Raw genomic sequence first — 13,820 nt, 5'->3', positions numbered from 1 at the left:
TAGTTTGATGCGATTACTGGCCCGATTTCGAAAGGCATAGGCAGCGCCATCGCAAGGGCTTTGTTGCAACGCGAGCTGTATTTTGCTCGACAAACCATCGATCCCCAAACGCATATCGACCGGCTCGATCACCAAGAGTAAGGAGGCAGGAAGCTGCATTAGGCCAGCCCTCTGATCAGCTGTGCCAGCCATTCTGGGGCGATATTGGCGGGTAGCTCTAGTCGACAATGAGAGTGGGTAAGCACCATCACGGGGCTTTTAGGCCATTGTGCGGCGACCAGCGTCAGCGGTTGTTCTTGAGCCGTGCTGGTAGATTTATTGCTGCGCGCAATCCAATAGCCAAACGTCGCCAGTTTGAGGTGGTGCAATCGACAAAAAGCACTTTGCGACAAGCCACTCTCCCGCCACTGAGCCACACGCAGTAGCCACTCCCCGCGCCGCGTCTGCAAATCCCCCATAAATCCTCCTGCTTGATAAAAACCTCAGCATGACGAAAAAAGGAAAGGGCGTTTAGATGGGAGGGCTAGGCGCTTACGAATTAATTAACGATGAACGATGGTGAAATAGATGTTTTTGCAGACACAAGCGTAAGCCCTGAAAAAACACTCGAAAATTTAGAAGATTTACAAGTCCGTATCGAAGGCTTTGTTGAATCGCTGGCCGCTGATGGTGTTGAATAATTAACCGAGGAAAGCTGGCTGCAGGTGAGAATGGCGGTGCAAGGGAATCGGGAAGCAATGATCGGCGCGAATTAAAAAGGCCCAATACCTAAGCTATTTTATAAAAAACCACATCTAAGGATGTGGTTTTTTTAATTGCTCATCCCTTGTCTTTAAGCAACATGGCGCGCACTTGCGTGGTAGCGCATAATGCGCTAGTATTAAGCATCAACTCAAAGCAATGGAAATACCATGGTTTTATCTACCTCACAACAACAATTAGCGAATCAAATTGATTTATTTGAGCATGTCGCCGGGGCGTATGCTCAACCTATTTCGGGCCGGTTGACGAATAAAGAGTTGTATCGAATTGCTGTTGGCCGTGCAGGTATTGAAGCCTCAAACTTAAATAGAAAAACACCAGTAGGACAGGCAGGCAAAGAAAGAAGCATTTTGAAGCGCCAAATACGGTGGCGTCAGCAAACGCTCCGTCAGTTGGGAATTATTGAGCGGGTCGAAGGAATGCGTGGAGTATGGGAACTGACGCAAGCAGGTAAATCAAAGCTACTTAAGATTAGAGATGGGATTAGTGTTCTTGGTTTTCGTACTGACCTCGGAATGGCAATCTGGAGTAATTGCACCAGTGTTTTCAGCAAATGGGATGAGCCTATTTTTCTGGTTCTAACATCGCCACCTTATCCATTGAGCCAGCCCCGCGCTTATGGCAATCCACCTATTGAAGAGTACCTTGACTTTATTTGCCAATCAATTGAGCCTCTCGTGCGGAATTTGGTGAAAGGAGGGAATGTTGTTCTATCCCTAGGTGATGTGTTTGAGCAAGGCTCTCCGGCCAAGTCGACATACATTGAAGAGCTCACAATTGCATTACGGAAGCGTTTGGGCCTCTATTTAATGAATCGCATTGTTTGGGAGTCCAATAAGCCGCCAGGTCCTATTCAGTGGGCCAGCAAACAACGCATGCAACTCAATGAGGGGTATGAATTTTGTCTTTGGTTTTGCAATGATCCTAATGCCTGCATAGCGGACAATCGCCGTGTATTGGAGCCACATACAGAAGCTCATAAGAAACTTATTGAAAGAGGTGGTGAGCAACGTGTGGCCATTCATGGTGATGGCGCTTACCACATTCGGCATGGTTCATATGGGCAGCCTACAGTGGGACGTATACCTCGTAATGTATTTCATGTTTCAAATCATTGTGCCAGCCAAAGGGCTTATAAGAAGAGAGCAAAGGAAATGGGACTTGTGCCTCATGGGGCAACAATGCCTCTTAAGTTAGCTAGGAAGCTGGTTCGATTTTTGACTGATGTTGAACAGACGGTTGCAGATCCATTTGGTGGATCAATGACGACGCCTTTTGCTTGCGAGCTGGAAAATCGTTCATGGATTGCTACTGAAAATGTATTTGATTACGTGAGAGGAGGGGCTGAGCGGTTTGTTGATCGGCCCGGGTACGAGCTTAGGTTGAACATAGAACTAACAGATTAACAACTTATCGAGGCTGTGAGACAAGTCCACATAGTGGAAATACGCCCGTATGGGCGTATTTTTCTCAGGTGAGCCCTTTGATCTTCGATCTTTGATCGTGGAAGAGGTGGGTCTTCCTAGCAACAAGCCTTTAAAAACATTACACGTCATATTGGATGGTGACGTTAATACCGTTGTTTCTTAAAATGCATCGAACTCTTGCCAACATAATGGCGTAGCAATTAACGGGAATTTTTCGTACCCCCAAGTCGTGATCTGTCAACCACAGCGCAGTTTCGGATTTATATCTGATTAATTTACACGATGGCGCTGATGGATCTCGATTTGCAATAATATTTTTTGCCATGAGAATGGCCTTGTTCTCAATGGCATCTACAAGCTCAATTAGCAAATTTTCAACAATCTCTGGTATTGGGAACTTATCAACTTCCCAATATTGGACAGTCCGTAAATCCATATTTGTCATATCCGCAATCCAGCGAGCCGGGAGCCCGATTGATTCGCGTAATGTTTTTAGTTCAGCACCACTCATACCCATCAAAATTCCTTTTCTTTTGAAAACTTACATCCGTGATGCTCATTCATATTGTAATGATACCTCAGTAATGCGAGTGGCTCGCTTGTGGGGGGGGGGGGGCAGTTCGCATTTTATGAAGTGGCTTTTTTTACGTGTTACAATTTCTGATGGCATTTATTCATGAAATGCGTCATCGCCATTGTCTATTTTCTTTACTGTTGTCATTTTCTCCAAGACCTCTGAAATACGATTGGAACTCTCTTCGGTCGAATGAACTGTTTGCAGTGCATCGAGAATTGATCGCGATAACACAATTGCATGTCGTTTGGATGCAATTTCTGGCTGTCCTGTGATTCTAATGGGCATTTTGCATTTCTCCAGGTACTAAAGCATCGGGAAATAGTAAATAATCAGGGGATTATGCGCCGTCTATAGCGAGAGTGAGAATGGAAAGTATCGAAACAGACAGTGGTGTTGAAAATGTTTTGCTTCAAATTGATGCCAGTGGCTCTTTGTCAACAATTCTAGCTGGTATGACGTCAGTTGAAACGTGGGTTATCGATAGGGATGGAAAGATTACACCGGACATGGTTGCAACGATGTTAGAGCTCGGGCAATTAGCGGGTAAAAGGTCATTTGTTAAAGCAGCGCACACCGAAGAGCTTATTTGTTTGCTGGCCTCCATGAGTGTGACGCGAATGTTTGCATTGTTTGGCATTGTAAAGCTGCACTGTCCCGATTTTATGAAGATGGTAATGACAGTTGCTACAGATATGCAAGCGGCTGGAGGCGGCAACATTTATGCAAAAATTGTAATTGAGCGAGTAAGTGTTTTGTTGGCTGAAGATCTGGCCGCCAAAATGTTTAATATCGAGCACGTTAAGGCGATGCTGGGATGATGAAATGAAATTTGATCCACGTGATACAAAAAAAATATCGGTAGTCAGCGGTGCTGTAGCAGGGGCGTTACTTTCAGCATGTCTGTTGGCGCTTCCTGTCTTAGCTGTCGGTAGCGACGATATTCCGTCCGGAGCAATTAGTATTCAGCCTCCCAACTATACCGGGGCAGTGCCTGCTGGCTGTGATGAGTTGGCATCAGCGATTGCAGAAGCAATTAAAACAAAAACCGTTCAGCAAACAATTGGAATTGGGTCATATGATCCTTCCAAAACGTTTCAGCTCAATAATGATTGTCTGAAGACGATTAAGATGATCAAAATTGATTTGAGCATCGCAATTTTTGATATGACCGGTTGGGCGGATATGCTGGCCAATTTAGCAGATCAGCTCATTCGCCAAGTACAGCAAGCAGCTTGTGATTTAGCATCGAGCAGTATTAATGATGTACTCGGGCGTTACAACAATGTTATTGGGCTCATGAATACGCTTGATCCAAGCAATATTTGGAGCTCAGCACTGACCTATGCCGTTGATTCAGCCAAAAAAGAAGGGACTGCTGCGGTGGCCGACCAAGCTTCTCAATGGCATTCACAGGTGAAAGATGTAACTTCGCCTATTCCTATTGTTACTTTGCCGCCTTTACCTATTCCATTGACGCCAAAAACAGCGGGCACGCAATCAACTTCAACGTTACCAAGTACAAGTAATGGAAGTAATGGTATGTCAGCACCACAAGGTGTGACAAACGCGCCTGTATCCCAACCCACACAGCAAAGCACTGTGCCTTCAGCGAAGTGGTGATATGAAACTAAATGACTTTACTAAGCACCTTAGTGAGCCTTTGCCCCTCTTGCTGGGTGCAATGACTGCAGCCACGCTCTTTGCCGGTAGCATCGCTTATTCGAGCACTGTCCCAACAACATCAAATACGTGTGCCGTGGGGCCTTACCACGATGATGGGATGAAGGATGCAATTAAAGCAAACCAGGAATTTAGTGTGAAGTTGCTTTATGAGTCAATGAATACCAACACCTCAAAATATTTTGATTTGGGCGGGGGGAACCAATGTTTGAAGTTAATGCGCACATCGGTTCTGGATCTGTCATTGGGTATGCCTGATGATTTGGGGTTAAACATGGCCCTGGATACCATTCTACGGACGATGCGAGATGCTGCTTATAAGCAGGCATGTGATCTGGCCAGTTCTAGCTTGAACGGCGTCATTGAAAAATACAACAAGATGGCCAGCAGTGGAAATGGAGTATTCGACGTAGATGGTGCTGCTCAGGGGATGGTCAAAGGCGCGATGACTTCAGCGACTAATGATTTAACTTCGGGATTGGCGAACCGAGCCTCCCAATGGAAGGCACAAGCAGCACAGAACCAGGTTGTAGGGAAATTTGATGCAACCCTGGCACAGGCTAAAACATACTCTCAGCAGGTCTCACAGCGCCCCTCGCAGTTTTGCTCAAATACGGCTACAACAGGGTCGAACATTTCAAATATCGGATCTCAAAGCGCCAATAAGGCCTTCTCCCTGATTGCTCTGTTCGGCGCAGGATGTATTGATAGCAAATCTTTGTCTTGCACAGATGGGTACTACTACCAGCGTAACTGGGCATGCCAAATGGTTGAAGTAAATAAATGCAATCAAAACTCAAACAATAATTCAAACAATAATTGTAGCGTTTATATGGAACAGCGTAATGCACAGCAGTGCACGAGCTTGAATCAAACGATTGCATCTGAAGAATCAAAATTAGCTAATGCAACTCAACAAATTGCGAACTCAAATAATAATGTTCAAAACGCTGTTGATACCACGGCGTGTCAGGGCGCGATCAACAGCATGGTGAAAGTCCCCGGAGGACGGTCCTAAATGTCATTAAAAATTTCAGTTGGGTGCCTGCCTTTAATACTGGCAGGCCTGCTTATTGGGAGCCCGGCACATGCGGTGGGATGCGGTACTGTGGCTATTGACTGGAGTAGTGCACTGGATGGCACGCTGTGTGCATTGAAATTAGCAACAAAGCAGGTGGGGGCTTCGACTGATAAGTTAATTGAAGAGACTGCGGCTATGTACGAAATTAAAGCGAATGCAAATAAAGAACTTCGTTTGGCCGTCCGGACTGTAGGTGTAGCTCAGAAGTATTTTCCTATTGATGCTAATGGCAATGCGATGGGGCAAAGCCCATTTATGTGTTCAGTGAACACGATTGAGCGCAGCCTGGATAATGCAGAAAAAGAAGCTAAGACAGGGACCAATGAGTGGAGCACCAACGTATATAAAACCTCGTCTGTAACGGGAGAGCAAGCGACCTTCACCATTTTGGGCCGCAATGTTCTCACTCGTTTAAATGCAAAAACGTCAGCCGCATTACAAATTAGAACACTCCATGATCAGCGATTTTGTACTCAAAACGAAGCCCTGGCAGGTGTATGCACTTTGCAGCCTAATGGTTTGCAGGGGGCTGACACAGACGCCTCTGTATTAATGGCCACTGAAACATATTCGTTTGACCAACAAATTGCGGCAACGGCTTTTATATCGCGTTTGGCACCAGTTAAACCGCTCCCGAACCGAGATCTAAAAGCCATTACCTGCGATACAGCAAGCTGCCGGGGCGCAATTTACGCACATCGGCAGGCTGAATTAATGCGTGGTGCTGCCCGGTATTCATTAATGCGTGCAGTAGAAGCCCGCACTACTGGCCAACGAACAGGCCCAATGGGCTCATACAACAATAAGTAAGTGGGAGTTAGAAAGTGAGAAAATCAAAGATTACATCGTTGCTCATTTTGTTTGGCATTGTTTCTACACCTGCAGCTGTAGTTTATGCCGCGTGTGGGGGGGTAGAGGAATATACCGTTTCGGAAGCATTCGGGGCATATTCACAAGCGACCCTGGCCGACTTTACTAGCGGTTACGTCAATTTGTATGCCACTGGAGAGCAAACCAGAATGTTAGTTTTATCAGCGTTCACGACGCTGGCAAAACAAATCAATGCAGTCTCTGAAAAAGAAATTCAAACCGGCACTGAAATTACTAAGACCTATGCTGAAACACAAAAACAATTAGAGCTCGAGCAAATGTCGAGCGACATTGTGATGAAGCAATTATCTCAGGGCTATGATCCGTGCGGTTCTTACAACCGCGATAAAACGCTGCACAGTGCAGAACAAACTGCCCGAGTAAACATTGCTCAAACAGTGGGCACTTATGACTATGGCAAATTTGCAGATCGAACAGCCGTACTTAGCAGTCGTGATCAAGAACATCGGTCAAAATACTGCACACAAGATGAACAAAATGCGGGCATTTGTTCAATGGTCAATTCGAATCTGGCGGGTGCAGATATGAACCCGAGTTTTTTGCTTTCCGCTAAGAGCAATCCATCCGCTGATGAAAAGGCTGCGAAGAAAGCCTACATCCAGAACATTTTAGGTTTGCCTGATCCCTTGCCGCCAAGTGGTCTTCCTAAATCCTCCCTTGACGGGTACACCCAAGTTAAAGCGGAAAAAGACGTTTTTGTTGGGATGGCCGCACATTCACTGACGCGCATTAACGAAGAAAATGAATCCATTGTTCCGTTATTGCGTGAGCGTGGAGAACAATATTTTGGAAGTAATCCACGTGGTCTGGCATGGCAGAAAAGTTTAACGGTTCAAGAAGATGTCGGCGTTCTGCGTGATCTGATTCAGATCCAAGCTTTAATTTTGAAAGATGCCCAGCTGAGCCTGATTCAAGGGCTGGGGATGGAAGGAAATATTGCTGCGCTCAGCAAGATGGCCACTAAAAAACAAAGTGATCAAATTCGCGCTGCAGAATCACGATTGGCAGGGCAAAGTGCCGCCAATCACATTAAGTGAGTTTACAAAAAATGAAACGATCAAGTCATAGCGCAACAGTTAGAAAAACCATCATTAGCCTTTCTGTTGCTGCTGGAATGGTGGTGCTGGGCGGAGTAGGGAGCGTTGCTGTATCTACACCAGCATACGCCGCGTGTGGCTGCTTACCCGTCCAGACCGCAGTTTGGCAGATGGCGCAGCAAGAAATTTACGCCAGTCAGAAAGCCGTTATGTCGAAAGGTTTTGTCGACTTAAATTTTCAGTGGCGTAATTTGATGCAAAGCATGACATCTTCGTTAAAGATTGTTACGAAGCAGGTTGAGCTGGCGTCTGAAAAAAGATCCAACGGCAATGAAAAGCTAATGGAAACCCTTGCTCAGGTTGATCGTGATCTTGCGGTATCAAAAGGCACCTATCAAACTTTGCGTGACTATGGCCCGCTTGGCCAGGGTCACGATCCTTGCGAGCAGTTAAAACGGCAACGCGACATTAATGAATCAATAGGCAATGCTAACGACGAAGTCAAAGCCATTCAACATCAAGCTGTTGCTGCAGCACCAGGGAAGTACGCTAATCCTGCGGCGACGACCAGCGCTTGGGCAACCGCCCGGTCAGAAGTCTATTGTCGCCCTGAACTCGCGGCCAAAGGATATTGCACTCCACGTCCGGGAAGCGAAGGGCGCGACACCAATCCATCTGCTATTTTTGACCAATATGGCTCTGCAGATAATGCTGCAGCCATACAATATATTAACTATTTCGCAGGGGTTCCAAATGCAACTCCCCCCAAAGATATTGCTAAAACTGCGGACGCGATGGCATATATGGAAGCGAAGCGGCAACGAGACGCGTTAGCCTCTCCTGCATTGCATAGTGTCGCGACGATTAAGGCCTGGTCATCTCCTGATGGCCCTATGAAACAGTTGGACAACCGGGTGGGCCAGTTCATTGGTGGTGATGGCTATAAACAGTTCAAAGTTTATGTTCATAGTGGTGAGCCACGCGGGTTGTTGGTTCAGTATGCAAAAATGGCGGCTCTGGAATTGCAAATGCGCTATATGCAGTACGAGCAACTGCAGCGTATGGAAACATCACTTGCTGCGATGTCGTCGTCTGAAGCCAGTGACATGCAAGATGCTGCGGACAAAGCGGGTCGTCAGTTAGCACAGCAAGCAGTCGCCGCAAAGGTTAAATAGCCATGGTTTACACTCAGCCAGATCGGCTTAATTTAAAGCGAATATCCGTCTTTGTTTTTCTCGCGTTTACTTCGACCATTCAGGCGGGCACAACGTGCCTCAGTTCGCCTTATGGCACGTCAAACGCAGGGAAAGTGCAATCTGCGTATAACGTTTATCGCCTCTACAAAAGCGCAACTCAATTTTATAGTGATCCAAGTGTATGGAAAACACATGGACCAGGACAGCTTAAAATCCACTTTGGTTTAGATTTAACCAATGGGGGGACTACAGCAGATTCGCTATATGTAGGTGAAGACAATAACAAAGTTGTGTTTGCTGGGTGGATGGGGTCATCGAGTGGTGGGTTGGGGTCAAGGGTGGCGATCAAGCGGCCCAATGGCGATGTATACACATACAACCATATGAATACGATTGCACCAGCATTGCAAAAAGCGTTTGATATTGGCACTTCAGACTCTGGAAAGCAGGGGGGGCGTAATCATGAAGTCCCCGCGAATACGGGGTATTTAGTGGGAACGGAAGGAACAACAGGTAAAGTGGCAGGGCAGTATGCTAAGCATCTGCATATTAATTATATTCGCTCGCAGGCCGCTAACCAGGCGGCAAGTGAAAACTGGAAGGTGTACAGCGGTAGCATGGCCACATATACCGCAAATGCGAAGGTTAACTTTCCTGGTGGAGAGCCGCCTATTGGGGTAAGTGGCTTGATCATGAATAAATCTCAAGCTGCTGCATTTAATACCCTGCAGCAGAACGTATCTGACGATCCAAGGCGATATTTTTGCAATATACCATTGCCTGCACAAGGAGCAGACTCCGTTGATCCACGGTTGACTGCTGCGGAAGCAAAACAATTCCCTGCTCGACGCGATGCAAGTTATTTTAAAGTAGGGCGAGCTACATCAGCGGAAGCTGTGGCCAAAAACACTGAAGGTTTAAGTGAAGAAAAGGCTAAAACAGCTCAGGACTTAGGTAAGCAGGCTGATGCAGCCGGGTCTCAGCCAACATCAGGTGCAGTTTCTCCACAAACCGAAACCAGCGTTTACAGCACACCTGGGGTCGAGTTGGATAAGGCCAGTCGTCAAGTAGGCCTGTTTGGGAATGATCCAATTTATGGTACGCCTCCAATGCCGCCATACAATGACTATGCCGGTGCATCAGAACAGGTGATGCTAATGACTGAGTCGTCACGGCGTAATGGGGATACCAATTATTGGATTCAGCTCTTAAACGCGCACCCCCGTGCGATTTGGATCGAAATAGCAAGAATTCAAGGGATGAAAAATTATTTAATGTCCAAAAATTATCAGACACGACAAAATATTGAGCTCATGCTGTCGTTAATGAATACTTCTCGGGCAGCAAAACAATTTACTCCAGCGATTCACGTGGCCTACTCAAAGGCAAATCAAGCAAATGCCGCTAACAAAGTAAGATAAGTTGAACCCCCTCCGCCCTTGAACGATGTTTTAGGGCGGTTTTTTTATGACTCAGTGAATGGTTTATTGCCAATTCATTATTTGACAAATGGGACAAAATAGCTCATCATTGATGTGTGGCTAGACCACATAACTAAACCCTTCAAGGGTATTGCCGGATAAGTCCGAAGGTTAAAATATGTCAGTTATTATTGAAATGTCAAACTTGCCAGAAACTAGGAAATTGGCAGGCAATGTGTTCGCAATGGACTTTGAGGTAACCGAAGATGATGTACTTTTGGTGCTCAAACGGCACGCTATTCGAGTCCTCGATTCGCAAGTGAAGCCGCTCTCAGTGATGGCAGAAGAGCTATTCGATGACCTCGATCTTGATGACATCTCTGCCGCAGCTCTTGCCGCTGGCGTTGACATGGATGATCAAACCGAAGCCGCACACGCTGAGATCGCTCAACAACTCGTTGATCAAGGTGTTTTGAAGGGTTCCCCACGGAATTTTCCTAAATATATTGAGTGTGACAACTCATGGCGGGTGTATAAAATCACTATCGAGTTGGCTTTTCCTGTACGAACGGAGATTCTAATCGATACTCTCAAGGTTGCAGGCTTGGGTTATTTCGCGCTTGATGCCAATGACAGCAATGTCAAGGCCCCATCACGGATCTTGTTTGATAGAGGATTAAATCACGATTATGACAATCTGATTCAACGAATGAAGAATGGTCAAACTCTTGATCGGGCCGCATGTGAACTACTTGCGGATGAATTTGAACAGCAACACGTCAAATTTGAATATGAACAAGCCAAACTTGATTGTCTGACCTTCATTGTTTCCGCACTTCGCAATCCAGCCATCTCGGCTACGCATGAGCTATTCAGCACGGAGATGTCCGAACCAAGACGATCTGGCAATATAGGCAAACATAGCTGGTGCACGGGTATGGTTTCTGTACACCGTCATATGGTAATTGTGGATGATAGACCAGTACAGTTTTTGCTTACGATAGATGATGCTGTTGCTTATGCTCATGACACAATCGCAAGAATCAAGGTAGACGGTGATTATCTTCTTAAAGATAAGCCATATGGTTTCCAATCTCCAACGCTCAATAAGTAGTGGAATTTTAACTAACCCAAACCGCCGATCTGGATCACTCCAGCGGTGGTTTTTCTTTGTCTGTTGATTGTGTTGAGTACCCTATGATTTTCCTAGGACTTGAGCATCTATTCTGATTTGAGTTTATTCACACAAGAAGCACACAGGCGGCGTTACTGCTACCAGCCGCCACCCAGAGCGCGATTGCCTTGCCGTATTGCTAACGCACTGTGCGGGGCTTAGGGTTAGCGAAACAGGCCGCTTAGAGATTCGTGATGTGCTTTGGCCTAGCTGTTCACTCACCGTGGCGGAGGCTTTCAGCTCACAAAAAAACGGCGAACACTGCCCGATGGACGTAAAGCGGAGTATTGGGCGTGTGATGCGCTTGAAGCGCGTTTTCGTGACCTGTACCGTGACGCGGGGATTAAAACCAGCAGCCACGCAGGGCGGCGATCATTTGGCACTGCGCTGATTAAGTCGGGGCTGTCGCTAGAGCAAGTAGCAATTTTGCTTGGACATCAAGATTGCGAAGTGATTGCTGCGTATATTGAAGTGGATAAAAAAACACTTCGCGCCATGTACAAGCACGCATTACGATGACAACAAAAGCGTGTATATGTCTTGCATAGGTCTATGTTTGGTGTATGATTGCATAGGTCAAGCATAGGTATGTATTCGGAGGCTATATGCGTACAGTGTCAATTTTTAAAAACGGCAAAAATCAAGCGATTCGCTTTCCAAAAGATATGGAATATGACGGCGTTGCTGAGCTTGAAATTGTCAGAAATGGTGATTCAATCACGCTGCGGCCAGTGCGCCCAAGTTGGGGTTCTTTTGCTGAATTGCCGAACGCTGATGATGATTTTCTGCAAGACCGCGCCCCCGTTGTGGGCGACGAAGGCAGGTTTGTATTGTGATTACCTTCATGCTGGACACCTGTATTTGTTCGTTCATTATGCGCGAACGACCCGAGGCGGTTTTACGGCGCTTGGCACTCGAAGTGAACCAGCAAAACAGGATTGTGATTTCTGCGGTGACGTATGCCGAAATGCGCTATGGGCAAATTGGTAAGAAGGCATCACCCAAACATGCTGTATTGGTGGATGAATTTATTCGGCGTATCGACGGCATTTTGCCGTGGGATAGCCAAGCCGTTGATGCAACAGTAGAGATAAAGCGGCAACTTACCGCCGCAGGTACGCCCATAGGCGAAAACGACACGGCCATCGCAGGCCATGCCATCGCCAGCGGGTGTGTTTTAGTGACCAACAATCTTCGAGAATTCAGCCGCGTGCCTAAGTTGAATGTTGAAGATTGGTTTCATTAACCGGAAAAATTATGAAATTTCAAGATTTAACGAAAACTGATAAAAGCATCCTACTGTATATGGAAACACGAATCGTCGATTTTGGGGGGTTCCTTGACGGCAATAAAATGAATCAAGCGGATCTTGAATCGGCCCACTTTTTCAAAACTAGCGGCGTTATTGAATTTGGCCGAATTCCCGCCAAGCTACTGGAGGCTGCGAAACCATCAACGTATTGGGTCACATTCACAAATGAAGCATGGGAGCTTGCCCACGCGCTGCGCCGGGAGCGATCACTGCGCCCAAGCCCCGCCCGTCAAGTTTTGGATGAATACTTGACTGCCAGCAACGCATAACCGGAAAAGGGAATCATCATAATGGGTATCAACACTTGGACAAACCAAGCAGGCAATTTGATGGCGATTGCGGATAGCGCAGAAGCGGCCTGCGAACTGTGGCAGTCAGATTTGCAAGAAGCTTTGGATAATGGCCGTATGTCTCTTGACGATTTGGACGGTGCTCTGCCGCAGTACGTGCCAGCAAGAGCAGATCGAATTACCAGCGATGCCCGAAGCTATGCAATGGATGGGAATGCGCCAGGTATTGAGGAAGTCATGGCTGCTGTCGATGCTGGCTGTTTGTTTGAATACAACTAATTGGGAAAAGCCTGGATGGTTAATCCCGCAAACGAAAGCCAAGAAGCTAAGTACCAAGAAGAAAGCTGCCTAAATAAATACCGCAAACAGGATCGAAGTAAAAAGTTTTCCGGTGTAGGCACATGCCATGATTTGTTTGATTGCTGCGATTGTGGCGGTGGAAGTTGTGGGTGCGCGTATTGCTTTAGCTGTAAAGCGTGTGAATTTTGCAATGTTGCAGATGACTAACTACACGGAAAAGGACGCAATGAAAGTTACGCAAGAAATGCTCAATGCCGCGATTGTCGATAGTGTTGATAGATAAAAAAGTCTGACACAACATAAAAAAGTTGGACACAAACTAAAAGTGTTTGACACAACGATGCCTGTCCAAACAATGAATAATTTTCTTAATCATTAAATTGGGCCAATTTTGATAAATAAACAGCCATTTTTGTGTCAAACTTTTTTTTTGCAAAAATATGCTGTAGTTTGATTTTTAGCAGTTTGTGTCAAACTTTTTAACTAAATTTCAAAGTGGGAATTAACGTATCTCATTGATTTATTTGAGGCACTTGTGTCAATCTTTTTCCTGATTATGTCTCTTGCTCAATTAAGGCTTGAAATACCCCTCTTGGACAAGGTTTAGCCTGCATCACGGCTTTGAGTAATCGAGGAATCAGAGCGCACAGGTCTGCTCGACGATTGAAACGG

At 46.1% G+C, this 13,820-nt stretch carries 19 protein-coding genes; 16 read left to right on the top strand and 3 right to left on the bottom strand.

Features of this window, described 5'->3' with window-relative positions:
• Together tnpB and tnpA are read right to left on the bottom strand one after the other, a co-directional pair.
• Positions 1 to 159, bottom strand: a 159-nt coding sequence (gene tnpB / locus R6242_RS22355) for an IS66 family insertion sequence element accessory protein TnpB (RefSeq protein WP_412100765.1), incomplete at its 3' end; no start/stop codon positions are given.
• Entirely contained in the window at positions 159 to 458 is a 300-nt protein-coding gene (tnpA, locus tag R6242_RS21400; protein WP_318430783.1) for an IS66 family insertion sequence element accessory protein TnpA, read from the bottom strand. The genes tnpB and tnpA, both read right to left, overlap by 1 nt.
• A 90-nt stretch (positions 459 to 548) precedes the next feature.
• Here tnpA and R6242_RS21395 point away from each other — a divergent pair, with 90 nt between their 5' ends.
• On the top strand, positions 549 to 680 hold the full coding sequence (locus R6242_RS21395; RefSeq protein ID WP_318430780.1) for a hypothetical protein: 132 nt from the start codon (positions 549 to 551) through the stop codon (positions 678 to 680).
• 231 nt (positions 681 to 911) lie between these two features.
• Positions 912 to 2,168, top strand: coding sequence for a DNA methyltransferase (locus tag R6242_RS21390; protein WP_318430778.1), 1,257 nt, complete (start codon positions 912 to 914; stop codon positions 2,166 to 2,168).
• 139 nt (positions 2,169 to 2,307) lie between these two features.
• Here the strand turns inward: R6242_RS21390 and R6242_RS21385 are convergent, their stop codons facing one another.
• A complete protein-coding gene (locus R6242_RS21385; RefSeq protein ID WP_318430776.1) occupies positions 2,308 to 2,700 on the bottom strand; it encodes a DUF1870 family protein in 393 nt (130 codons plus the stop codon).
• Positions 2,701 to 3,131: 431 nt separating this feature from the next.
• Between R6242_RS21385 and R6242_RS21380 the strand changes: the two genes are divergently transcribed.
• The 14 genes from R6242_RS21380 (at position 3,132) to R6242_RS21320 (ending at position 13,431) form a co-directional block, all read left to right on the top strand.
• Positions 3,132 to 3,584 (top strand): hypothetical protein, encoded by a 453-nt coding sequence (locus R6242_RS21380; RefSeq protein WP_318430774.1) that lies wholly within the window; start codon positions 3,132 to 3,134, stop codon positions 3,582 to 3,584.
• Between the two features lie 4 nt (positions 3,585 to 3,588).
• Positions 3,589 to 4,386, top strand: coding sequence for a hypothetical protein (locus tag R6242_RS21375; RefSeq protein WP_318430772.1), 798 nt, complete (start codon positions 3,589 to 3,591; stop codon positions 4,384 to 4,386).
• A 1-nt stretch (position 4,387) separates the two neighbouring features.
• Positions 4,388 to 5,464 carry a hypothetical protein gene (locus tag R6242_RS21370; protein ID WP_318430770.1) on the top strand — a complete coding sequence of 359 codons (1,077 nt, stop codon included), beginning with the start codon at positions 4,388 to 4,390 and terminating at the stop codon, positions 5,462 to 5,464.
• Positions 5,465 to 6,337 (top strand): hypothetical protein, encoded by an 873-nt coding sequence (locus R6242_RS21365; protein ID WP_318430768.1) that lies wholly within the window; start codon positions 5,465 to 5,467, stop codon positions 6,335 to 6,337. It abuts the gene before it with no gap.
• 14 nt (positions 6,338 to 6,351) lie between these two features.
• Complete coding sequence (locus tag R6242_RS21360) at positions 6,352 to 7,455, top strand: hypothetical protein (protein ID WP_318430766.1); 1,104 nt, start codon at positions 6,352 to 6,354, stop codon at positions 7,453 to 7,455.
• Entirely contained in the window at positions 7,452 to 8,630 is a 1,179-nt protein-coding gene (locus tag R6242_RS21355; protein ID WP_318430764.1) for a hypothetical protein, read from the top strand. The genes R6242_RS21360 and R6242_RS21355 overlap by 4 nt, the downstream gene beginning before the upstream one ends.
• A 134-nt stretch (positions 8,631 to 8,764) precedes the next feature.
• The gene (locus tag R6242_RS21350; RefSeq protein ID WP_318430761.1) at positions 8,765 to 10,072 is read left to right on the top strand and encodes a hypothetical protein; all 1,308 of its coding nucleotides are present in this window, start codon (positions 8,765 to 8,767) and stop codon (positions 10,070 to 10,072) included.
• Positions 10,073 to 10,250: 178 nt separating this feature from the next.
• Positions 10,251 to 11,186, top strand: coding sequence for a hypothetical protein (locus R6242_RS21345; protein ID WP_318430759.1), 936 nt, complete (start codon positions 10,251 to 10,253; stop codon positions 11,184 to 11,186).
• A gap of 270 nt (positions 11,187 to 11,456) precedes the next feature.
• Positions 11,457 to 11,765, top strand: coding sequence for a tyrosine-type recombinase/integrase (locus R6242_RS22350; RefSeq protein WP_412100763.1), 309 nt, complete (start codon positions 11,457 to 11,459; stop codon positions 11,763 to 11,765).
• 86 nt (positions 11,766 to 11,851) lie between these two features.
• Positions 11,852 to 12,082: a type II toxin-antitoxin system VapB family antitoxin gene (vapB, locus tag R6242_RS21340; protein WP_318430757.1), complete on the top strand. Its 231-nt coding sequence runs from the start codon at positions 11,852 to 11,854 to the stop codon at positions 12,080 to 12,082.
• A gap of 8 nt (positions 12,083 to 12,090) precedes the next feature.
• The gene (locus R6242_RS21335) at positions 12,091 to 12,492 is read left to right on the top strand and encodes a type II toxin-antitoxin system VapC family toxin (protein WP_318430754.1); all 402 of its coding nucleotides are present in this window, start codon (positions 12,091 to 12,093) and stop codon (positions 12,490 to 12,492) included.
• A gap of 11 nt (positions 12,493 to 12,503) precedes the next feature.
• Positions 12,504 to 12,827: a hypothetical protein gene (locus R6242_RS21330; protein ID WP_318430752.1), complete on the top strand. Its 324-nt coding sequence runs from the start codon at positions 12,504 to 12,506 to the stop codon at positions 12,825 to 12,827.
• 21 nt (positions 12,828 to 12,848) lie between these two features.
• Positions 12,849 to 13,127 (top strand): hypothetical protein, encoded by a 279-nt coding sequence (locus tag R6242_RS21325; protein WP_318430750.1) that lies wholly within the window; start codon positions 12,849 to 12,851, stop codon positions 13,125 to 13,127.
• Positions 13,128 to 13,254: 127 nt separating this feature from the next.
• The gene (locus tag R6242_RS21320) at positions 13,255 to 13,431 is read left to right on the top strand and encodes a hypothetical protein (protein ID WP_318430747.1); all 177 of its coding nucleotides are present in this window, start codon (positions 13,255 to 13,257) and stop codon (positions 13,429 to 13,431) included.
• Positions 13,432 to 13,820: the final 389 nt, after the last annotated feature.

The sequence above is a fragment of the Iodobacter sp. CM08 genome (assembly GCF_033446605.1).
GTDB lineage: Bacteria > Pseudomonadota > Gammaproteobacteria > Burkholderiales > Chitinibacteraceae > Iodobacter.
This window is presented reverse-complemented; position numbering and strand designations above follow the sequence as displayed.

Bases quoted from the DNA above. Each gene is read 5' to 3' on its own strand.
- R6242_RS21365 (WP_318430768.1), top strand. From the start codon at position 5,465: ATGTCATTAAAAATTTCAGTTGGGTGCCTGCCTTTAATACTGGCAGGC.
- R6242_RS21345 (WP_318430759.1), top strand. From the start codon at position 10,251: ATGTCAGTTATTATTGAAATGTCAAACTTGCCAGAAACTAGGAAATTG.
- R6242_RS21385 (WP_318430776.1), bottom strand. From the start codon at position 2,700: ATGAGTGGTGCTGAACTAAAAACATTACGCGAATCAATCGGGCTCCCG.
- R6242_RS21370 (WP_318430770.1), top strand. From the start codon at position 4,388: ATGAAACTAAATGACTTTACTAAGCACCTTAGTGAGCCTTTGCCCCTC.
- R6242_RS21380 (WP_318430774.1), top strand. From the start codon at position 3,132: ATGGAAAGTATCGAAACAGACAGTGGTGTTGAAAATGTTTTGCTTCAA.
- R6242_RS21335 (WP_318430754.1), top strand. From the start codon at position 12,091: ATGCTGGACACCTGTATTTGTTCGTTCATTATGCGCGAACGACCCGAG.
- R6242_RS21325 (WP_318430750.1), top strand. From the start codon at position 12,849: ATGGGTATCAACACTTGGACAAACCAAGCAGGCAATTTGATGGCGATT.
- vapB (WP_318430757.1), top strand. From the start codon at position 11,852: ATGCGTACAGTGTCAATTTTTAAAAACGGCAAAAATCAAGCGATTCGC.
- R6242_RS21390 (WP_318430778.1), top strand. From the start codon at position 912: ATGGTTTTATCTACCTCACAACAACAATTAGCGAATCAAATTGATTTA.
- R6242_RS21320 (WP_318430747.1), top strand. From the start codon at position 13,255: ATGATTTGTTTGATTGCTGCGATTGTGGCGGTGGAAGTTGTGGGTGCG.
- tnpA (WP_318430783.1), bottom strand. From the start codon at position 458: ATGGGGGATTTGCAGACGCGGCGCGGGGAGTGGCTACTGCGTGTGGCT.
- R6242_RS21395 (WP_318430780.1), top strand. From the start codon at position 549: ATGAACGATGGTGAAATAGATGTTTTTGCAGACACAAGCGTAAGCCCT.
- R6242_RS21330 (WP_318430752.1), top strand. From the start codon at position 12,504: ATGAAATTTCAAGATTTAACGAAAACTGATAAAAGCATCCTACTGTAT.
- R6242_RS21375 (WP_318430772.1), top strand. From the start codon at position 3,589: ATGAAATTTGATCCACGTGATACAAAAAAAATATCGGTAGTCAGCGGT.